At 68.7% G+C, this 15,247-nt stretch carries 12 protein-coding genes and 3 pseudogenes; 9 read left to right on the forward strand and 6 right to left on the reverse strand.

Annotated elements, in window-relative coordinates; genetic code table 11:
* Positions 1-62: 62 nt before the first annotated feature.
* The gene (locus tag OG609_RS18050) at positions 63-752 is read right to left on the reverse strand and encodes a copper homeostasis protein CutC (protein ID WP_327273774.1); all 690 of its coding nucleotides are present in this window, start codon (positions 750-752) and stop codon (positions 63-65) included.
* A gap of 257 nt (positions 753-1,009) precedes the next feature.
* Between OG609_RS18050 and OG609_RS18055 the strand changes: the two genes are divergently transcribed.
* Complete coding sequence (locus OG609_RS18055) at positions 1,010-3,292, forward strand: heavy metal translocating P-type ATPase (RefSeq protein WP_327273775.1); 2,283 nt, start codon at positions 1,010-1,012, stop codon at positions 3,290-3,292.
* A 26-nt stretch (positions 3,293-3,318) separates the two neighbouring features.
* On the opposite strand, the pseudogene OG609_RS18060 reads toward OG609_RS18055, so the two are convergent.
* A pseudogene (locus OG609_RS18060) lies at positions 3,319-3,435 on the reverse strand (allophanate hydrolase subunit 2 family protein); the annotation flags it as partial.
* On the opposite strand from OG609_RS18060, the pseudogene OG609_RS18065 reads away from it, so the two are divergent.
* Positions 3,434-3,580 (forward strand): annotated as a pseudogene (locus tag OG609_RS18065) (DUF2891 family protein); the annotation flags it as partial. The pseudogenes OG609_RS18060 and OG609_RS18065 sit on opposite strands and share 2 nt — an antisense overlap.
* Before the next feature lie 424 nt (positions 3,581-4,004).
* Here the strand turns inward: OG609_RS18065 and OG609_RS18070 are convergent.
* Positions 4,005-4,430, reverse strand: a complete 426-nt coding sequence (locus OG609_RS18070; protein WP_327273776.1) for a hypothetical protein — start codon at positions 4,428-4,430, stop codon at positions 4,005-4,007.
* A 139-nt stretch (positions 4,431-4,569) separates the two neighbouring features.
* Between OG609_RS18070 and OG609_RS18075 the strand changes: the two genes are divergently transcribed.
* From OG609_RS18075 to OG609_RS18090, 4 genes are all read left to right on the forward strand, one after another.
* Positions 4,570-7,833 (forward strand): phage tail protein, encoded by a 3,264-nt coding sequence (locus OG609_RS18075; RefSeq protein ID WP_327273777.1) that lies wholly within the window; start codon positions 4,570-4,572, stop codon positions 7,831-7,833.
* Complete coding sequence (locus tag OG609_RS18080; RefSeq protein ID WP_327273778.1) at positions 7,833-8,522, forward strand: hypothetical protein; 690 nt, start codon at positions 7,833-7,835, stop codon at positions 8,520-8,522. Before OG609_RS18075 ends, OG609_RS18080 begins: the two co-directional genes overlap by 1 nt.
* A 96-nt stretch (positions 8,523-8,618) precedes the next feature.
* A complete protein-coding gene (locus tag OG609_RS18085; protein ID WP_327273779.1) occupies positions 8,619-9,302 on the forward strand; it encodes an HD domain-containing protein in 684 nt (227 codons plus the stop codon).
* A gap of 90 nt (positions 9,303-9,392) precedes the next feature.
* Positions 9,393-10,628 carry a Cmx/CmrA family chloramphenicol efflux MFS transporter gene (locus OG609_RS18090; RefSeq protein WP_327278097.1) on the forward strand — a complete coding sequence of 412 codons (1,236 nt, stop codon included), beginning with the start codon at positions 9,393-9,395 and terminating at the stop codon, positions 10,626-10,628.
* 10 nt (positions 10,629-10,638) lie between these two features.
* On the opposite strand, the gene OG609_RS18095 is transcribed toward OG609_RS18090, so the two are convergent.
* The gene (locus OG609_RS18095) at positions 10,639-10,914 is read right to left on the reverse strand and encodes a DUF4031 domain-containing protein (protein ID WP_327273780.1); all 276 of its coding nucleotides are present in this window, start codon (positions 10,912-10,914) and stop codon (positions 10,639-10,641) included.
* Positions 10,911-11,279, reverse strand: coding sequence for a hypothetical protein (locus OG609_RS18100; protein ID WP_093895806.1), 369 nt, complete (start codon positions 11,277-11,279; stop codon positions 10,911-10,913). The genes OG609_RS18095 and OG609_RS18100 overlap by 4 nt, the downstream gene beginning before the upstream one ends.
* A 157-nt stretch (positions 11,280-11,436) precedes the next feature.
* Here OG609_RS18100 and OG609_RS18105 point away from each other — a divergent pair, with 157 nt between their 5' ends.
* The 3 genes from OG609_RS18105 to OG609_RS18115 all read left to right on the forward strand — a co-directional run bounded on the left by OG609_RS18105 (position 11,437) and on the right by OG609_RS18115 (position 14,988).
* On the forward strand, positions 11,437-12,354 hold the full coding sequence (locus OG609_RS18105) for a MurR/RpiR family transcriptional regulator (RefSeq protein WP_114245853.1): 918 nt from the start codon (positions 11,437-11,439) through the stop codon (positions 12,352-12,354).
* Positions 12,355-12,432: 78 nt separating this feature from the next.
* Positions 12,433-13,398 (forward strand): N-acetylmuramic acid 6-phosphate etherase, encoded by a 966-nt coding sequence (gene murQ / locus OG609_RS18110; RefSeq protein WP_327273781.1) that lies wholly within the window; start codon positions 12,433-12,435, stop codon positions 13,396-13,398.
* 48 nt (positions 13,399-13,446) lie between these two features.
* Positions 13,447-14,988 carry a PTS transporter subunit EIIC gene (locus OG609_RS18115; protein ID WP_327273782.1) on the forward strand — a complete coding sequence of 514 codons (1,542 nt, stop codon included), beginning with the start codon at positions 13,447-13,449 and terminating at the stop codon, positions 14,986-14,988.
* Positions 14,989-15,063: 75 nt separating this feature from the next.
* Here the strand turns inward: OG609_RS18115 and OG609_RS18120 are convergent.
* A pseudogene (locus tag OG609_RS18120) lies at positions 15,064-15,195 on the reverse strand (Uma2 family endonuclease); the annotation flags it as partial.
* Positions 15,196-15,247 lie beyond the last annotated feature (52 nt).

Below are 15,247 nucleotides of genomic sequence, written 5' to 3' on the forward strand. Positions count from 1 at the left end.
TACGGGAAGGGGCGGGTCGGGGAACAAGCCCGCCGCGGGGCGACCCGCACCGCCCCGCCCCGCTACGCGTCGAGCACCGCCCGCCACTCCCGTACCGCCGCCGCGTCCACCGGACCCGACCAGCCGTGCGGGCGCGCGGCGCCGCCGATGTGTACGGCGTCGATGCCCGCGGACAGCAGCTCCGGCAGGTGCTCCAGGCGGAGCCCGCCGCCCACCAGGATCTGCGGCTCGTAGCCGGGCTCGCCCTTGCGCGCCGCCTCGACCAGCAGCGTCGGGATGCCGTCGTCGACGCCCTTGGGCGAACCCGCGGTGAGGTACGTGTCCAGGCCCGGCATGTTCGCCAGCTGCTTGCGCAGGGCGTCCCGGTCGGCGGCCCGGTCGATCGCGCGGTGGAAGGTCCAGCGGCAGCCGTCCAGCTCGGCGACGAGGCGCTCGACGGCGACCAGGTCCGGGTGGCCTTCGGCGTCCAGGAAGCCCAGGACGAATTCCTCGGCGCCCTCCGCCCGCAGCTCGTGCGCCCTGGCCACGAGCACATCGATGTCGCCGGCCGCGAAGCCGTCCGCCAGCCTGAGCATCACCCGCAGCGGAATGTCCACCGCCGCCCGGATCTCCGCGAAGGTCGCACAGGACGGGGTCAAGCCGTCCGCCGCCATGTCGGTGACCAGCTCAAGCCGGTCTGCACCACCCGCTTGGGCAGCGACCGCGTCCTCCGCGTCGAGAGCGATCACCTCCAGGACTGCACGGTTGCTCATGTGATCCCAATCCTCCAGGAAGCAGCAATAGATAAATAGGTCTAGTCCAATGGCCAGCCTACGGGGCGGTCGGCCGAGGGCGCAGCCTCAATGTGACGTGAAGATACGTGAGGTCGGACGCACATCAGGCGATCGGGCGCGCACACTCCGGGCTCCGGCGGTGGATCACCCCTTGCGCTTTATAGGGGTGGGGGGTATACCTGAATCAGCAATGCATACCCCCTAGGGGTATCAACGTCTCCGTCAGGGAGGACATCGTGTCCGCGCACACCGCCACAACCGGCACCGGAACAGCCGTCGGCACCAACGCAGAGGTCGAGCTCGCGATCGGCGGCATGACCTGCGCCTCCTGCGCGGCCCGTATCGAGAAGAAGCTCAACCGGATGGACGGCGTCGAGGCCACCGTCAATTACGCCACCGAAAAGGCCAAGGTCAGCTACCGGGGCGAGGACATCTCCGTACAGGACCTGATAGCCACCGTCGAGAAGACCGGCTACACCGCGCACGAGCCCGCTCCCCCGGTGCGTACCGAGGACGACGTCCCCGGGGCCGCGGAGGCCGACGAGCTGCGGCCCCTGCGGCAGCGGCTGCTCACCGCCGTCGTGCTCGCCGTGCCGGTGATCGCCATGTCGATGGTCCCGGCGCTCCAGTTCGACTACTGGCAGTGGCTCTCGCTGACCCTGACGGCCCCCGTCGTCACATACGCCGCCTGGCCCTTCCACCGCGCCGCCTGGACCAACGCCAAGCACGGCGCGGCGACGATGGACACCCTGATCTCGGTCGGCACCTCGGCCGCGTTCCTGTGGTCGGTGTGGGCGCTGTTCTTCGGCACGGCGGGCATGGTCGGCATGACCCACCCGTTCGAGCTGACCATCGGCCGCAGCGACGGCGCCGGGAACATCTATCTGGAGGCCGCAGCCGGAGTCACGGCCTTCATCCTGGCCGGGCGCTACTTCGAGGCCCGCTCCAAGCGGAAGGCGGGCGCGGCCCTCAAGGCGCTGCTCGAACTCGGGGCCAAGGAGGTGACCGTGCTGCGCGGCGGCCATGAGGTGACCGTGCCGACCGCCGACCTCCAGGTCGGAGACCGGTTCCTGGTCCGCCCCGGCGAGAAGATCGCCACCGACGGCACTGTCGTGGAAGGTGCATCGGCCGTGGACGCGTCGATGCTCACCGGCGAATCCGTACCCGTGGAGGTCGGCGTCGGCGACTCGGTCACCGGGGCCACGCTCAACGCGGGCGGCCGACTCGTCGTCGAGGCCACCCGCATCGGCGCCGACACCCAGCTGGCCCGGATGGCGAAGCTCGTCGAGGACGCGCAGAACGGCAAGGCGGCCGCCCAGCGCCTCGCGGACCGGATCTCCGCCGTCTTCGTCCCCGTCGTCATCGCCCTCGCGCTCGGCACGCTCGGCTTCTGGCTCGGCAACGGCGCGGGCCTGACCGCCGCGTTCACCGCCGCCGTCGCCGTACTGATCATCGCCTGCCCCTGCGCCCTGGGCCTCGCCACTCCCACCGCCCTCATGGTCGGTACGGGACGCGGCGCCCAGCTCGGCATCCTGATCAAGGGCCCCGAGGTCCTGGAGACCACGCGCCGCGTCGACACGATCGTCCTCGACAAGACCGGCACGGTCACCACCGGCCGGATGACCCTGCTGGACGTGCACACGGCGGACGGTACGGACGAGAGCGATGTGCTGCGGCTCGCGGGCGCCCTGGAGCACTCCTCCGAGCACCCCATAGCCCAGGCCGTCGCCGCCGGTGCCGCCGAGCGCACCGGTGCCGCCCTCCCCACCCCCGAGGACTTCGCCAACGTCGCAGGCCTCGGCGTCCAGGGCGTCGTCGAGGGCCACGCCGTCCTCGTCGGCCGTGAGCAGCTGCTCGCCGAGTGGGAGATCCACCTGCCGGTGGAGCTGGCCCGGCAGAAGGCCGCGGCGGAGGCCGCCGGACGGACGGCCATCGCGGTCGCCTGGGACGGCGAGGCACGGGCCGTCCTCGAAGTCGCCGACGCGGTGAAGGACACCAGCGCGGAAGCCGTCGAGCGGCTGCGTGCCCTCGGTCTGACCCCGATCCTGCTCACCGGCGACAACCGCGCGGTGGCCGAGGCGGTCGCGGCCGAGGTCGGGATCGAGAAGGTGTACGCGGAGGTCATGCCGGAGGACAAGGTCGACGTCGTCAAGGACCTCCAGGCCGAGGGCCGTTCGGTCGCCATGGTCGGTGACGGTGTCAACGACGCGGCCGCCCTCGCCCAGGCCGACCTGGGCCTGGCGATGGGTACGGGCACGGACGCCGCGATCGAGGCCGGTGACCTGACGCTGGTGCGCGGTGACCTGCGGGCCGCGGCGGACGCCATCCGGCTCTCCCGCAAGACGCTGGGCACCATCCGTACGAACCTGTTCTGGGCCTTCGCCTACAACGTGGCCGCACTGCCGCTCGCCGCGGCCGGGCTGCTCAACCCGATGATCGCGGGCGCGGCAATGGCGTTCTCGTCGGTCTTCGTGGTCGGCAACTCGCTGCGGCTGCGGGGGTTCAGGGCGGGGGCGTAGGACGCGGCGGCTTTCGGGACCGGTCCTCAGCCCGCCCTCACGAACCGCACCCGCGTTCCCGGCACCGCCTGTGCCGCGCCCGCGAGTGCGGTTTCGTGCACGACACCGACGACCGGATAGCCCCCGGTCGTCGGATGCGACGAGGGTCCCGCCCGCACCGCTCTGACCGCGTCGGCCGAGGCCCATCTCGCGGTCGGCCTGCCCGCGATCTCCTCCGGCGACTTCAACACGGACCACTGGCTGGCCACCTTCGCCGCACTGGCACTGGACACCCCGCCCGGCCACTGACCGGTCCGGCGCGCCGTCGCCCGTACAACGACCGGGGCGGCTCGGCAGGCCGCCCCGGTCCGGACGTCTGCCCCATCGGGCAGTCTTCATTGCCCGGGCATCCACACCGGTGCCCACGCTTCCGGTCGTTCCCGCCTCCAGACTTGTCGCATGGTGGGGACACTCGGCCAGATCGATGACGTCTGCTCGTACCTCGGGTACTAGGGCACGACGCGGTGAAGGACTCTCCTGACAAGGCCTCCGTGTCCGGCCGTGGAGGTATCCCCCGTGCCGACGATGCGACAGTCACGCCCGAAGTGTCCCGTTCGCAGACACCCCCGCCCCACCGCCCGCCGGGTGACCGCCCCGCCCCCGACCCCCGCAGCCTGCAACGCCTGCAACGCGCGGCAGGCAACGCGGCGGTGTCGCGCCTGGTCGCGCAGCGCTACACAGCCCCCGTGAAACCCTCCCCCGCCCAGGCTCCCGGCTTCCGCAAGGTCAAGGCGGACGTGACGGCGAAGCGGACGAGGATCGCGGTCCATGCCCCCGCCGCCGCCGAGTCGAAGTCGGCACAGGACGCGGCCATCGCGCCACCCGACGACAAGGAGGCGCAGGGCAAGGCGGCGAACGCGGAGAAGATGAACGCCGCGAAGCCGGGCGAGTTCAACAAGCAGGCATTCATCGACGCGGTGAACAAGGCAATCGACGCACAGGCCCCGAAGAACCTCGACGACGCCGACAAGTTCTCCAAGTCCGGCAAGGCCGACAAGATCAAGGACGAGGTCGACGGCAAGGTCTCCGACGGCAAGGAGTCCTCCGCCAAGGACATCGACACCACGACAAAGGCCCCACCGGACACGTCGGCGGCCAAGGACAAGCCGGTCACCCCGATGACCCCGGACCAACCCCCACCCAACCCCGGCGCCCCCTCCGCCACGGACGCCATCCCCGCCCCACAACCCGCCTCCGTCACGGACTTCTCCCAGGGCCCCGCCCAGAACGACCAGGCAATGGCCGACGCCGAGGTCACCGAGGACCAGCTCGCCAAGGGCAACGAACCGGAATTCGACCAGGCCCTCTCCGCGAAGAAGACCGCCGAGACGGACTCGGCGAAGGCCCCCGCCAAGGGCAGATCGGCCGAGGCCCAGCAACTCACCACCGCGAAGGCCGGAGCAGCGGCCTCCGGAGCGCAGGCCATGACCGCCCTGACCGCGACCCGCGCCTCGGCCGGGAAACAGGTCGACGGCGGCAAGGGCGAGACGAAGTCGAAGGACGAGAAGAAACGCGCCGAGGTCACCGCGAAGCTCCAGAAGGTCTACGACGGCACGAAGAAGGACGTCGAGGAAACCCTCTCCGGCCTGGACAAGAAGGTCGACACCGCGTTCACGACGGGTGAGAAAGCGGCACGGGACGCGTTCACCGCCGACCACAAACGGCGCATGAAGAAGTACAAGGACAAGCGGTACTCAGGCATGTTCGGGCCGGCGAAGTGGGCCAAGGACAAGCTCATGGGCATGCCGAAGGAGGCCAACGACCTCTTCCAGGAAGCCCGCAAGCTCTACGTCACGAAGATGCAGACCGTCATCTCGTCCGTCGCCGACATCATCGGCGCCGAACTCGGCCGCGCGAAGGCCCGCATCGCCAAGGGGCGCACCGAACTCAAGGCCGAAGTCGACAGACTCCCCGCCGACCTGCGCCAGTTCGGCCAGGACGCGGCCAAGGACTTCGCAGGAAAGTTCGACGACCTCGAAGCCACCGTCAACGAGAAGTCCGAACAGCTCGTCCAGGACCTCGCGACGAAGTACACCGCAGCCCTCAACAAGATCGACGAGGAGATCAAGAAGCTCCAGGAAGCCAACAAGGGCCTGATCGACAAGGCGAAGGACGCCATCGTCGGCGCCATCAAGACGATCAACGAACTCAAGAACCTCCTCCTCGGCATCCTCGCCAAGGCCGCCTCCGCCATCATGAAGATCATCAAGGACCCCATCGGCTTCCTCGGCAACCTCGTACGAGCCGTCGGCGCCGGCCTCAACCTCTTCATCACCAACGTCGCCGAACACCTCAAGACCGGCGTCGTCTCCTGGCTGCTCGGCACCGCCGTCAAGGCCGGCCTCGAACTCCCCCAGAAGTTCGACCTCAAGGGCATCATCCAGCTCATCGCCTCCCTCCTCGGCCTGACCTGGACCAACATCCGCGCCCGCATCACCCGCAAGGGCATCCCCGACCAAGCCATGACCGCCGTCGAACAATCCGTCCCCGTCGCCCAGACCCTCGCCCGCGAAGGCCCCGCAGGCGCCGTCAAGGAAATCACCGCCGAGGCCGGCGACCTCAAAGCCACCATCCTCGAAAAACTCACCAGCTACCTGATCCCCACCGTCATCATCGCCGGCATCACCTGGATCATCTCCCTCCTCAACCCCGCCTCCGCCTTCATCCGCGCGGTCAAGGGAATCATCGACATCGTCACGTTCATCGTGAACCAGGGCGCCCAAATCGTTGAATTCGTCAACGCCGTCCTCGACGCCGTCATCGCCATCGCCAACGGCGGCACCGCAGGCGTCCCCAAGATGGTCGAAGCAGCCCTCGCCGCCAGCGTCCCCCTCCTCATCGGCTTCCTCGCCTCACTCCTCGGCATCGGCAACCTCGCCAACAAAGTCAAATCCGTCTTCCACGCCATCGCCAAACCCGTCAACCGCGCCATCGACAAAATCGTGGGCTTCATCGCCAAGAAGGGCAAAGCCCTCTGGAACAAACTCAAGGGCCGGTTCGGCCGGGACGACAGCCCGGAGGGGAAGCGCAAGCGGCTCGACCAGGGTCTGGCCGCCGCGGTGGCCGCCCTGACCAGATACCGCGGGCGCAAAGTGGGGAGTCATGTCCTCAGGCCCCTCCTTGCCGGCATTCGCGTGAGGTTCGGACTGAAGACTCTCATTCCGGTCCCGAACGGCGAAAAATGGTCGGTCCGAGCCAGAGTGAACCCCGAAGGCGAACGGACCACAGATGCCGGCAGGAATACCACAGAACCGGCCGGGAACGAATCGGGGAACAGCAACGAAAGCGAGGGAGAGAAGGAGAAGAGGCGAAGGAAGGAAGTTGCGGATCGACTCCCGGTCTACGGGGAAGGCCGCATCGAAGCGATCCATTCGCACTGGTGGACAAGACAGCTGAAGAGTACCGGCATCTGGCAGGAAGGCATATTCAAGGGGGGCACTTTAAAGAAAGAAGGGGAAAAGTACCTCAAAGAATCGACGACAGCGAATTCTGTTTACGCGGACCACTTCGACGGGAACAACAGAGACGCGTCGGTTGATTGGGTCTACAAGCAGCACGTATTCGCATCCGGTAGCAAGACTCGTGCTCGACTGGTCGAGATTCTCGGAGCAAGCGCGAAGGAAACCGTCCGCGAAGAGGGCCTCAAGAAAGTACCGGCCGAGAGCGAGGCCGCCACCCGCCTGGAAAAGATGAATTTCCTACCGGCACAGGGTACGTACGGTGAATTTCAACCGTTCCCCGAGGGGAGCAAGGACCCGGACCCGGAACTGGTGGACGCCGTGGACAAGGTTGGCCTCGGTGGCGAGCAGTACAAGATCATCGCTTTCCTCCGCCAACTTGTGACCGCGGGGAAAGTTGGCACCATAACATGGGCAAAATTCCAGACAATATGGGGCAGCGATTCAGGCTCGAAGGAATGGCTCAAGGGGCGTTTCCGCGCGGTGAACACCGGGAAGCATGAGTGGATCCCGACCAACTACATCGGCGATGTCCTGCAGGCGGCGATGCATCAGAAGCCGGATCTCACACAGGCTCTGAATTGGGTGACACTGCATAATGAATTGCGATCCGACACCAACAGGGTCATATGGCAGATCGTCGACGAGCAAGGGATGGCCGTATCCCCCGGAGGTCACGTCGGGTCCTTCTACCGGGCCTACGAGGACGAGCGTGGCGATACCCGCCACAAATCGACGATGACAAAAGGAACGGACGCCTTCCACAACGCCCTGCGCGCGGTCTTCGATAAATACCGGAGGAAGACCGCAGGGGAGTTCGTCGACGCCCTCACCGCCAAGCTCGGCGGGCCGGAAGGACTCATCTGGGACGGTCAGATACGAGAACTCTCCTCCGAGATTCGGGCAGCAAAGATAGGGGCGCTTTACAACGCGCCGAATGGAGCCCTCAAGGAACTCACCGTGGAGGAACTTGCCGCCGAGCAGCGGGCCAACTTCACGGAAATACAGGCGGATTTCGATACAGCGAGAGGAAAACTGAAGTAATGGCATCCTTCGGAAACGCAGCCGAATCGTTCGAAATCGACCCGGCCGTGGAGAAGGCAATCACGAAAAGAGTCGGCCGATCCCTTCCGTGGACCGACGCCGAACTTGACACAGTGACCAACCTTCACATTTCCCACGCGCGCGATCTGAGCGGCTTGCTGCGATGTCCGAACCTGAGAATCCTTCTGCTGATCGGTTGCGATCCCGTGAAGCTGGAGTCGCTGACTGCGCTCTCCTCCATCGTGTCGCTCACCGTCGAAGACAGTACACTTCGCAGCCTGAACGGCGTGACAGAATTCCCTCTGTACACGCTGGACCTCAGCTTCAACTTTCTCAGTGATCTGACCCCCGCACTGAGGGTGGAGCCTCTCAAGCGGATAAACGTAACGGGAAATCCGATTTCGCCGGATTCCTATCACTCGGTCATCCCTGAACTCCGGTCGCGAGGAATTGATGTAACCGCTTCCGGAGAGACGGAGTGGGAGCTCACAAATCTGCTTCACGAGGCAGGCCTGCCCTACTCCTACTATCGGGATGACCAAGGCGGATACCGGCTCAGCCGCCCCGGCCTGGCTCTTACCGACCGTCCAGAAGTGAACCACCCTGTCATCGCCCCCGAGCACCTGCGAGACCTCCTCGCGCATCACCCTGCCGAGATCCCCGGTCTCTTCGACCCAGCGGGCGGTTGAACCGCGCAGCGCCCTCGGCGAGGAGCGCGGAGGACCGGCCTGATCAGCCATGCCGGCCCCTGGGTACGCAACCTGACCCCGGGCTAGGGTCGTCCCATGACCGACAGCTCGCACGGAAGCAGCGTCCATGAGGCAGGCAGTGCCGACGCCTCCCTCCGTGAGCGCTGGCAGGAGGCCCTCGTCGGTGCCCGAGGCGGGGCGGCCGGGCCCGATCCGTTGCCGTACGCCGACAATCTGCTGGCACGCTGGGCCGAGCCCCAGCGGCGGTACCACACCACCGCGCACCTGGTCGCGGTGCTCGACCGCATCGACACGCTCGCCGGGTACGCGGCCGATGCGGATGCCGTACGCCTCGCCGCCTGGTTCCACGATGCGGTCTACCGGCCCGACCGGTCCGAGAACGAGGAACGCAGCGCGGCCCTCGCCGAACGCGCCCTGCCGGAGGCCGGCGTACCGGCCGACATCACGGCCGAGGTCTCCCGGCTCGTCCGCCTCACCGTCACCCACGATCCGGCTGACGGCGACACCAACGGCGAGGTGCTGTGCGATGCGGATCTGGCCATCCTGGCGGCGCCCCCGAAGGAGTACGCGGCCTACGCGGCGCAGGTGCGGGAGGAGTACGGCTTCGTGCCCGACGACGCGTTCCGGGAAGGGCGGGCGGCGGTGCTGCGTCAGTTGCTCGGGCTGCCACGGCTGTTCCGCACACCGCATGGGATGGCCCGGTGGGAACCGCGGGCCCGGCAGAACGTGACGACGGAGCTGGAGCTGCTCAGCCACTGAGTACGCGGTGCGTCGGCGGCGGCGGGAATGCAACGGGCTCGACCGCTGTTGGCAGCTGTCATGCCCGACTCTGCCGCTCGCCGCTCACGCATGCCCCTCGCCGTGTACATTTTGGGTCTCTCGGTCTTTGCCCTGGGAACCAGCGAGTTCATGCTCTCCGGGCTGTTGCCGCCCATCGCCGACGACATGAACGTGTCCATCCCCCGCGCCGGACTTCTCATATCCGCCTTCGCGATCGGCATGGTGATCGGCGCCCCGCTGCTCGCCGTGGCCACGCTCCGGCTGCCGCGCCGCACCACACTGATCGCCCTGATCTCGGTCTTCGGCCTCGGTCAGGTCGCGGGTGCGCTGGCTCCGACGTACGAGGTGCTTTTCGCGTCCCGTGTCGTGAGCGCCTTCGCCTGCGCCGGATTCTGGGCGGTAGGAGCGGCGGTCGCCATCGCGATGGTGCCGGTGAACGCGCGGGCCCGTGCGATGGCCGTGATGATCGGCGGTCTGTCGATCGCCAATGTGCTCGGCGTGCCCCTGGGGGCCTTTCTCGGTGAGAACCTCGGCTGGCGGTCGGCGTTCTGGGCAGTGGGTGCGGCGTCCGCCGTGGCACTGGTCGGGGTGTCGACGCTGATTCCGCGCATTCCGCTGCCGGAGCAGAAGCCGCGGCTCAAGCAGGAGATGAGCATCTACCGGGACCGGCAGGTGTGGCTGTCGATCGTGATCACGGCGCTCGCGGCGGGCGGTGTCTTCTGCGCGTTCAGCTATCTGGCCCCGCTGCTGACGGATGTCGCCGGGCTGGACTCCGGCTGGGTGCCGACGGTGCTCGCGCTGTTCGGGATCGGTGCGCTGGTCGGCACGACAATCGGCGGCCGGGTCGCGGACGCGCATCTCTTCGGGGTGCTGATGAGCGGGATCGCGGCCTCGACGGTCTTCCTGGTCGCGCTGGCGCTGTTCGCCTCGAACCAGGTCGCCGCGGTCGGGCTCTCATTCCTGCTCGGACTGTCGGCGTTCTACACGGCCCCGGCGCTGAACGCCCGGATGTTCAATGTCGCGGGCGCCGCTCCGACGCTGGCCGGTGCCACGACGACGGCCGCGTTCAACCTGGGCAACACGGGCGGCCCCTGGCTGGGCGGCACGGTGATCGACGCGGACTTCGGTTTCGCCGCGACCGCGTGGGCGGGGGCCGCGATGACGGTACTGGCGCTGGTGGCCGTGGTGTTCTCGCTGCGGCTGCAGGGCGGGGGCAGGTCCCGACGGGTGACCGGATCGCCCGCCGCTGCGTCGTCGGGAGTGTCCGGAAAGGCGTCGTCGGAGGCGGGCACCCCCGCAGCCTGACCCGCGGCCGTCAGCCGACGGGTGCCGGGCGTCCCTTGGGCCGCCGCAGACCGGCCTCCGTGATCCGGCGGACGAGCTCCTTCGAGCCGATCTGCTTCGCCCCGGCCCGTACCGCGTCCTCGTACCGCGATTCCGGTACGTCGTAGTGGTCCCGCTCGAACGCACGGGGCGGGCAGCCGATGGAGGCCGCGAAGGCGTGCAGCTCGTCGAAGGACACATCGCTGACCAGATGCGACCAGAGCCGCCCGTGCCCGGGCCAGTCCGGCGGGTCGATGTAGATCGTCACCGCCGGAGTATCCCGCTCAGCGAGCCGACCGGTGCGACGGCCACAGCCGCCTTGGTGCACACCCAGTGCGGGTCCGGGCCCAGCTCCGGTTCGACGTCCAGGGCGTGCGGGTCGCCCGCGTCGCAGACCGGGCAGAGCGGCCACCGCCCGTACCGTTCGAGCAAGGCGTCCTGCACGTCCTGCGCGACGAGGCCGACGACGAACGAGGCGCCGTCGGGCCACTGTTCGACCCACCACCGGCGGTGGGTCACCGCGTCCTCGACCAGCGAGACGATCCCGGCCTCGGCGACGTCACCTGCGGCGAGATCGGCCATGACCAGCGCGCGGGCCGTGTGCAACGCCTGTTCCAAGGGATTCATCTCCATGGGCCCATTGTCACCCCGCCCGCGAACCCGCTTCGCGCGCCCGCCCCTGCAGTTTCCGCACTGTCGGCAGTGCCGTGGAAGCGGCCTCGGAAGTGGCGTCAGAGGTAGGGACCAAAGGGGGGTTGACGGGCAACCGGGTTGAAAATATCTTTCAAAGGTGACCAATGACCTGAAGGAAAGTTTCAGCGCTGATTCACCGCCCGCCCCGGCGGCTCTCGCGGCCAAGGTGCGCACGCTCGCGCCGTCCATGACCCGCTCCATGCAGCGCGTCGCCGAGGCCGTCGCCGGTGACCCCGCGGGCTGCGCCGCCCTCACGGTCACCGGTCTCGCCGAGCTCACCGGCACCAGCGAGGCGACCGTGGTCCGCACGGCCCGCCTCCTCGGCTACCCCGGCTATCGCGATCTGCGCCTGGCCCTCGCCGGGCTCGCCGCGCACCAGCAGTCGGGCCGGGCTCCCTCCGTCACCGCCGACATAGCGGTCGACGACCCGATCGCCGATGTGGTCGCCAAGCTGGCCTACGACGAGCAGCAGACCCTCGCCGACACGGCCGCGGGGCTCGACACCGTCCAGCTCGGTGCCGCGGTCGCCGCCGCCGCCACCGCCCGGCGCATCGACATCTACGGTGTGGGCGCCTCGTCCCTCGTCGGCCAGGACCTGGCGCAGAAGCTGGCCCGTATCGGCCTGATCGCGCACTCCCACACGGACCCGCACCTCGCGGTGACCAACGCCGTGCAGCTCCGCTCCGGCGACGTGGCCATCGCGATCACGCACTCCGGCTCCACCGTCGATGTCATCGAGCCGCTGCGGGTCGCCTTCGACCGCGGTGCGACGACGATCGCGATCACCGGCCGCCCCGACGGCCCGGTGACGCAGTACGCCGACCACGTGCTGACCACGTCCACCGCCCGGGAGAGCGAGTTGCGGCCCGCCGCGATGTCGAGCCGTACGAGCCAGCTGCTCGTCGTCGACTGCCTGTTCATAGGCGTCGCGCAGCGCACGTACGAAACGGCCGCACCGGCGCTCGCCGCCTCCTACGAGGCGCTGGCCCACCGCCACACCCCACGTCCGCGCTGACCCCGACCCGAGCCGAACGGGCCCTCACCGCCCGCACCCGCTGAACCGTACGAGATCGAGAAAGCAGAGCCGCTCTCCATGACCCCCACCACCGACGCCGACACCACCACCCCCGACGGATACGGGGAACTGCGAGCCCAGCTCGAAACGCTCACCACCGAGGCGTTCCGGCCCGAGCTCGCCGAGATCGACCGCCTGGACACGCTTGAGATAGCCCGGATCATGAACGGCGAGGACCGGTCCGTCCCGGCCGCCGTCGGCGCCCGGCTGCCCGAGATCGCCGCCGCGATCGACGGCACCGCGGAGCGCATGGCCCGCGGCGGCCGGCTGATCTACGCCGGCGCGGGCACCGCCGGCCGGCTCGGCGTGCTGGACGCCAGCGAGTGCCCGCCCACCTTCAACACCGACCCCTCCGAGGTCATCGGCCTGATCGCGGGCGGCCCGTCCGCCATGATCAAAGCCGTCGAAGGCGCCGAGGACAGCAAGGAGCTGGCCGCCGCCGACCTCGACGCCCTGGACCTCACCGCCGACGACACCGTGGTCGGCATCTCCGCTTCCGGCCGTACGCCGTACGCGATCGGCGCCGTCGAACACGCCCGTGGCAAGGGCGCGCTGACCATCGGGCTGTCCTGCAACGCGGACTCCGCACTGGGCGCCGCGGCCGAGCACGGCATCGAGATCGTCGTCGGTCCGGAGCTGCTGACCGGCTCCACCCGGCTCAAGGCGGGTACGGCCCAGAAGCTCGTCCTCAACATGCTCTCGACGATCACGATGATCAGGCTCGGCAAGACGTACGGAAACCTCATGGTCGACGTCCGCGCCTCCAACGAGAAGCTGCGCGCCCGCTCCCGCCGGATCGTCTCGCTCGCCACCGGAGCGTCCGACGAGGAGATCGAGGCCGCCCTCGCCGCGACCGACGGCGAGGTGAAGAACGCCATTCTCACCATCCTCGGCCAGGTCGACGGCCCCACCGCCGCCACCCTGCTGACCGCGTCCGACGGCCACCTCCGCGCCGCCCTCGCCGCCGCCCCCCGCACCACCTGACCCACCGGCTCCACCCCCGCACCCCCGCACAGCAAGGCACCACGCACCATGGCAACAGAAGACAAGAACCGCGCCACCGCCGCCGCGATCCTTCCGCTCGTCGGTGGCGCCACGAACGTCAGCTCCATCGCCCACTGCATGACCCGGCTCCGGCTGGGCCTGCACGACCGCTCGCTCGTCGACGACGAGGCCCTGAAGGCGGTACCCGCCGTCATGGGTGTGGTCGAGGACGACACGTACCAGATCGTCCTCGGCCCGGGCACCGTCGCCCGGGTCACCCCGGAGTTCGAGCAGCTGGTGGAGGAGGGCAGGGCAGCAGCCCCTGAACCGGCCGCAGCCGCCACCGCCCCCACCACCGCCTCCGCGGACGAACTGGCCGCCCAGGGTGCAGCGATAAAGGCAGCGCGAAAGGCGCAGAACGCCACCCCGTTCAAGCTGTTCCTGCGCAGGATCGCGAACATCTTCGTCCCGCTGATCCCTGCACTCATCGGCTGCGGCATCATCGCCGGTCTCAACGGCCTGCTGGTGAACCTGGGCTGGCTGACCTCGGTCACGCCCGCCCTGGCCGCGATGGCGTCCGGATTCATGGCGCTGATCGCCGTGTTCGTCGGCTTCAACACGGCGAAGGAGTTCGGCGGTACGCCGATCCTGGGCGGTGCGGTCGCCGCGATCATCGTCTTCCCGGGCGTCGCGAACATCGAGGCGTTCGGCCAGAAGCTCTCCCCCGGCCAGGGCGGTGTGCTGGGCGCACTGGGTGCGGCAGTGCTCGCGGTGTACGTGGAGAAGTGGTGCCGCCGCTGGGTGCCCGAGGCACTGGACGTACTGCTCACCCCGACCCTCACGGTCCTGGTCTCCGGCCTGGTGACGATCTTCGGCCTGATGTACGTGGCCGGTGAGATCTCCACCGCCATCGGTACGTTCGCCGACTGGCTGCTCTCCAACGGCGGCGCGGCCGCGGGCTTCGTGCTCGGCGGTCTCTTCCTGCCCCTGGTGATGCTGGGCCTGCACCAGGCACTCATCCCGATCCACACCACCCTGATCGAGCAGCAGGGCTACACGGTCCTGCTCCCGATCCTCGCGATGGCGGGCGCCGGCCAGGTCGGCGCGGCCGCGGCGGTCTACTTCCGTCTCCCCCGCAACGAGTCGATCCGCCGCACCATCAAGTCCGCGCTCCCGGCCGGTCTGCTGGGCGTCGGCGAACCGCTGATCTACGGTGTCAGCCTCCCGCTCGGCCGCCCGTTCATCACGGCGTGCGTGGGTGGTGCGTTCGGTGGCGGCTTCATCGGCCTGTTCAACCAGCTCGGCGACAAGGTCGGCTCCACGGCCATCGGCCCGTCCGGCTGGGCCCTGTTCCCCCTCCTCGACGGCAACCACGGCCTGGGCACCACGATCGCGATCTATGCGGGCGGCCTGCTGGTCGGCTACCTCGCCGGGTTCCTCGCGACGTACTTCTTCGGCTTCAGCAAGGACCTGCTGACGGAGTTCAACGTCTCCCAGGAACCGGCCGAATCCACGGTCGCGGCAACGGGCGGCCCGGCGTCCCCGACGAAGGGGGCCGACAGCCCGGCAAAGGAACCGGTCGGGGTCTGATCCCTGCATGCGGATACGGATGAGGGGCGGTACCCGATGGCCGGGTGCCGCCCCTCTCCTTGCTTCCATGCCCGCTCAGACCTGGAATTCCTCCGTGAGGAGGGTCGTACCGAAGGGCTCCGGCAGCGTGAGCGGCTTCCCGAACGGCACCGGGTCGGAGTGCTTGTACGTCCCGTTCTCGTTCGGTTCGGTGAACAGGGTGGCCATCGCGCTCCCGGACACCCTCCCGGCGTTAACCCCCCGCTAACCCTCGACGCCC

Origin of the sequence: Streptomyces sp. NBC_01224 (assembly GCF_036002945.1) — a bacterium.
GTDB lineage: Bacteria > Actinomycetota > Actinomycetes > Streptomycetales > Streptomycetaceae > Streptomyces.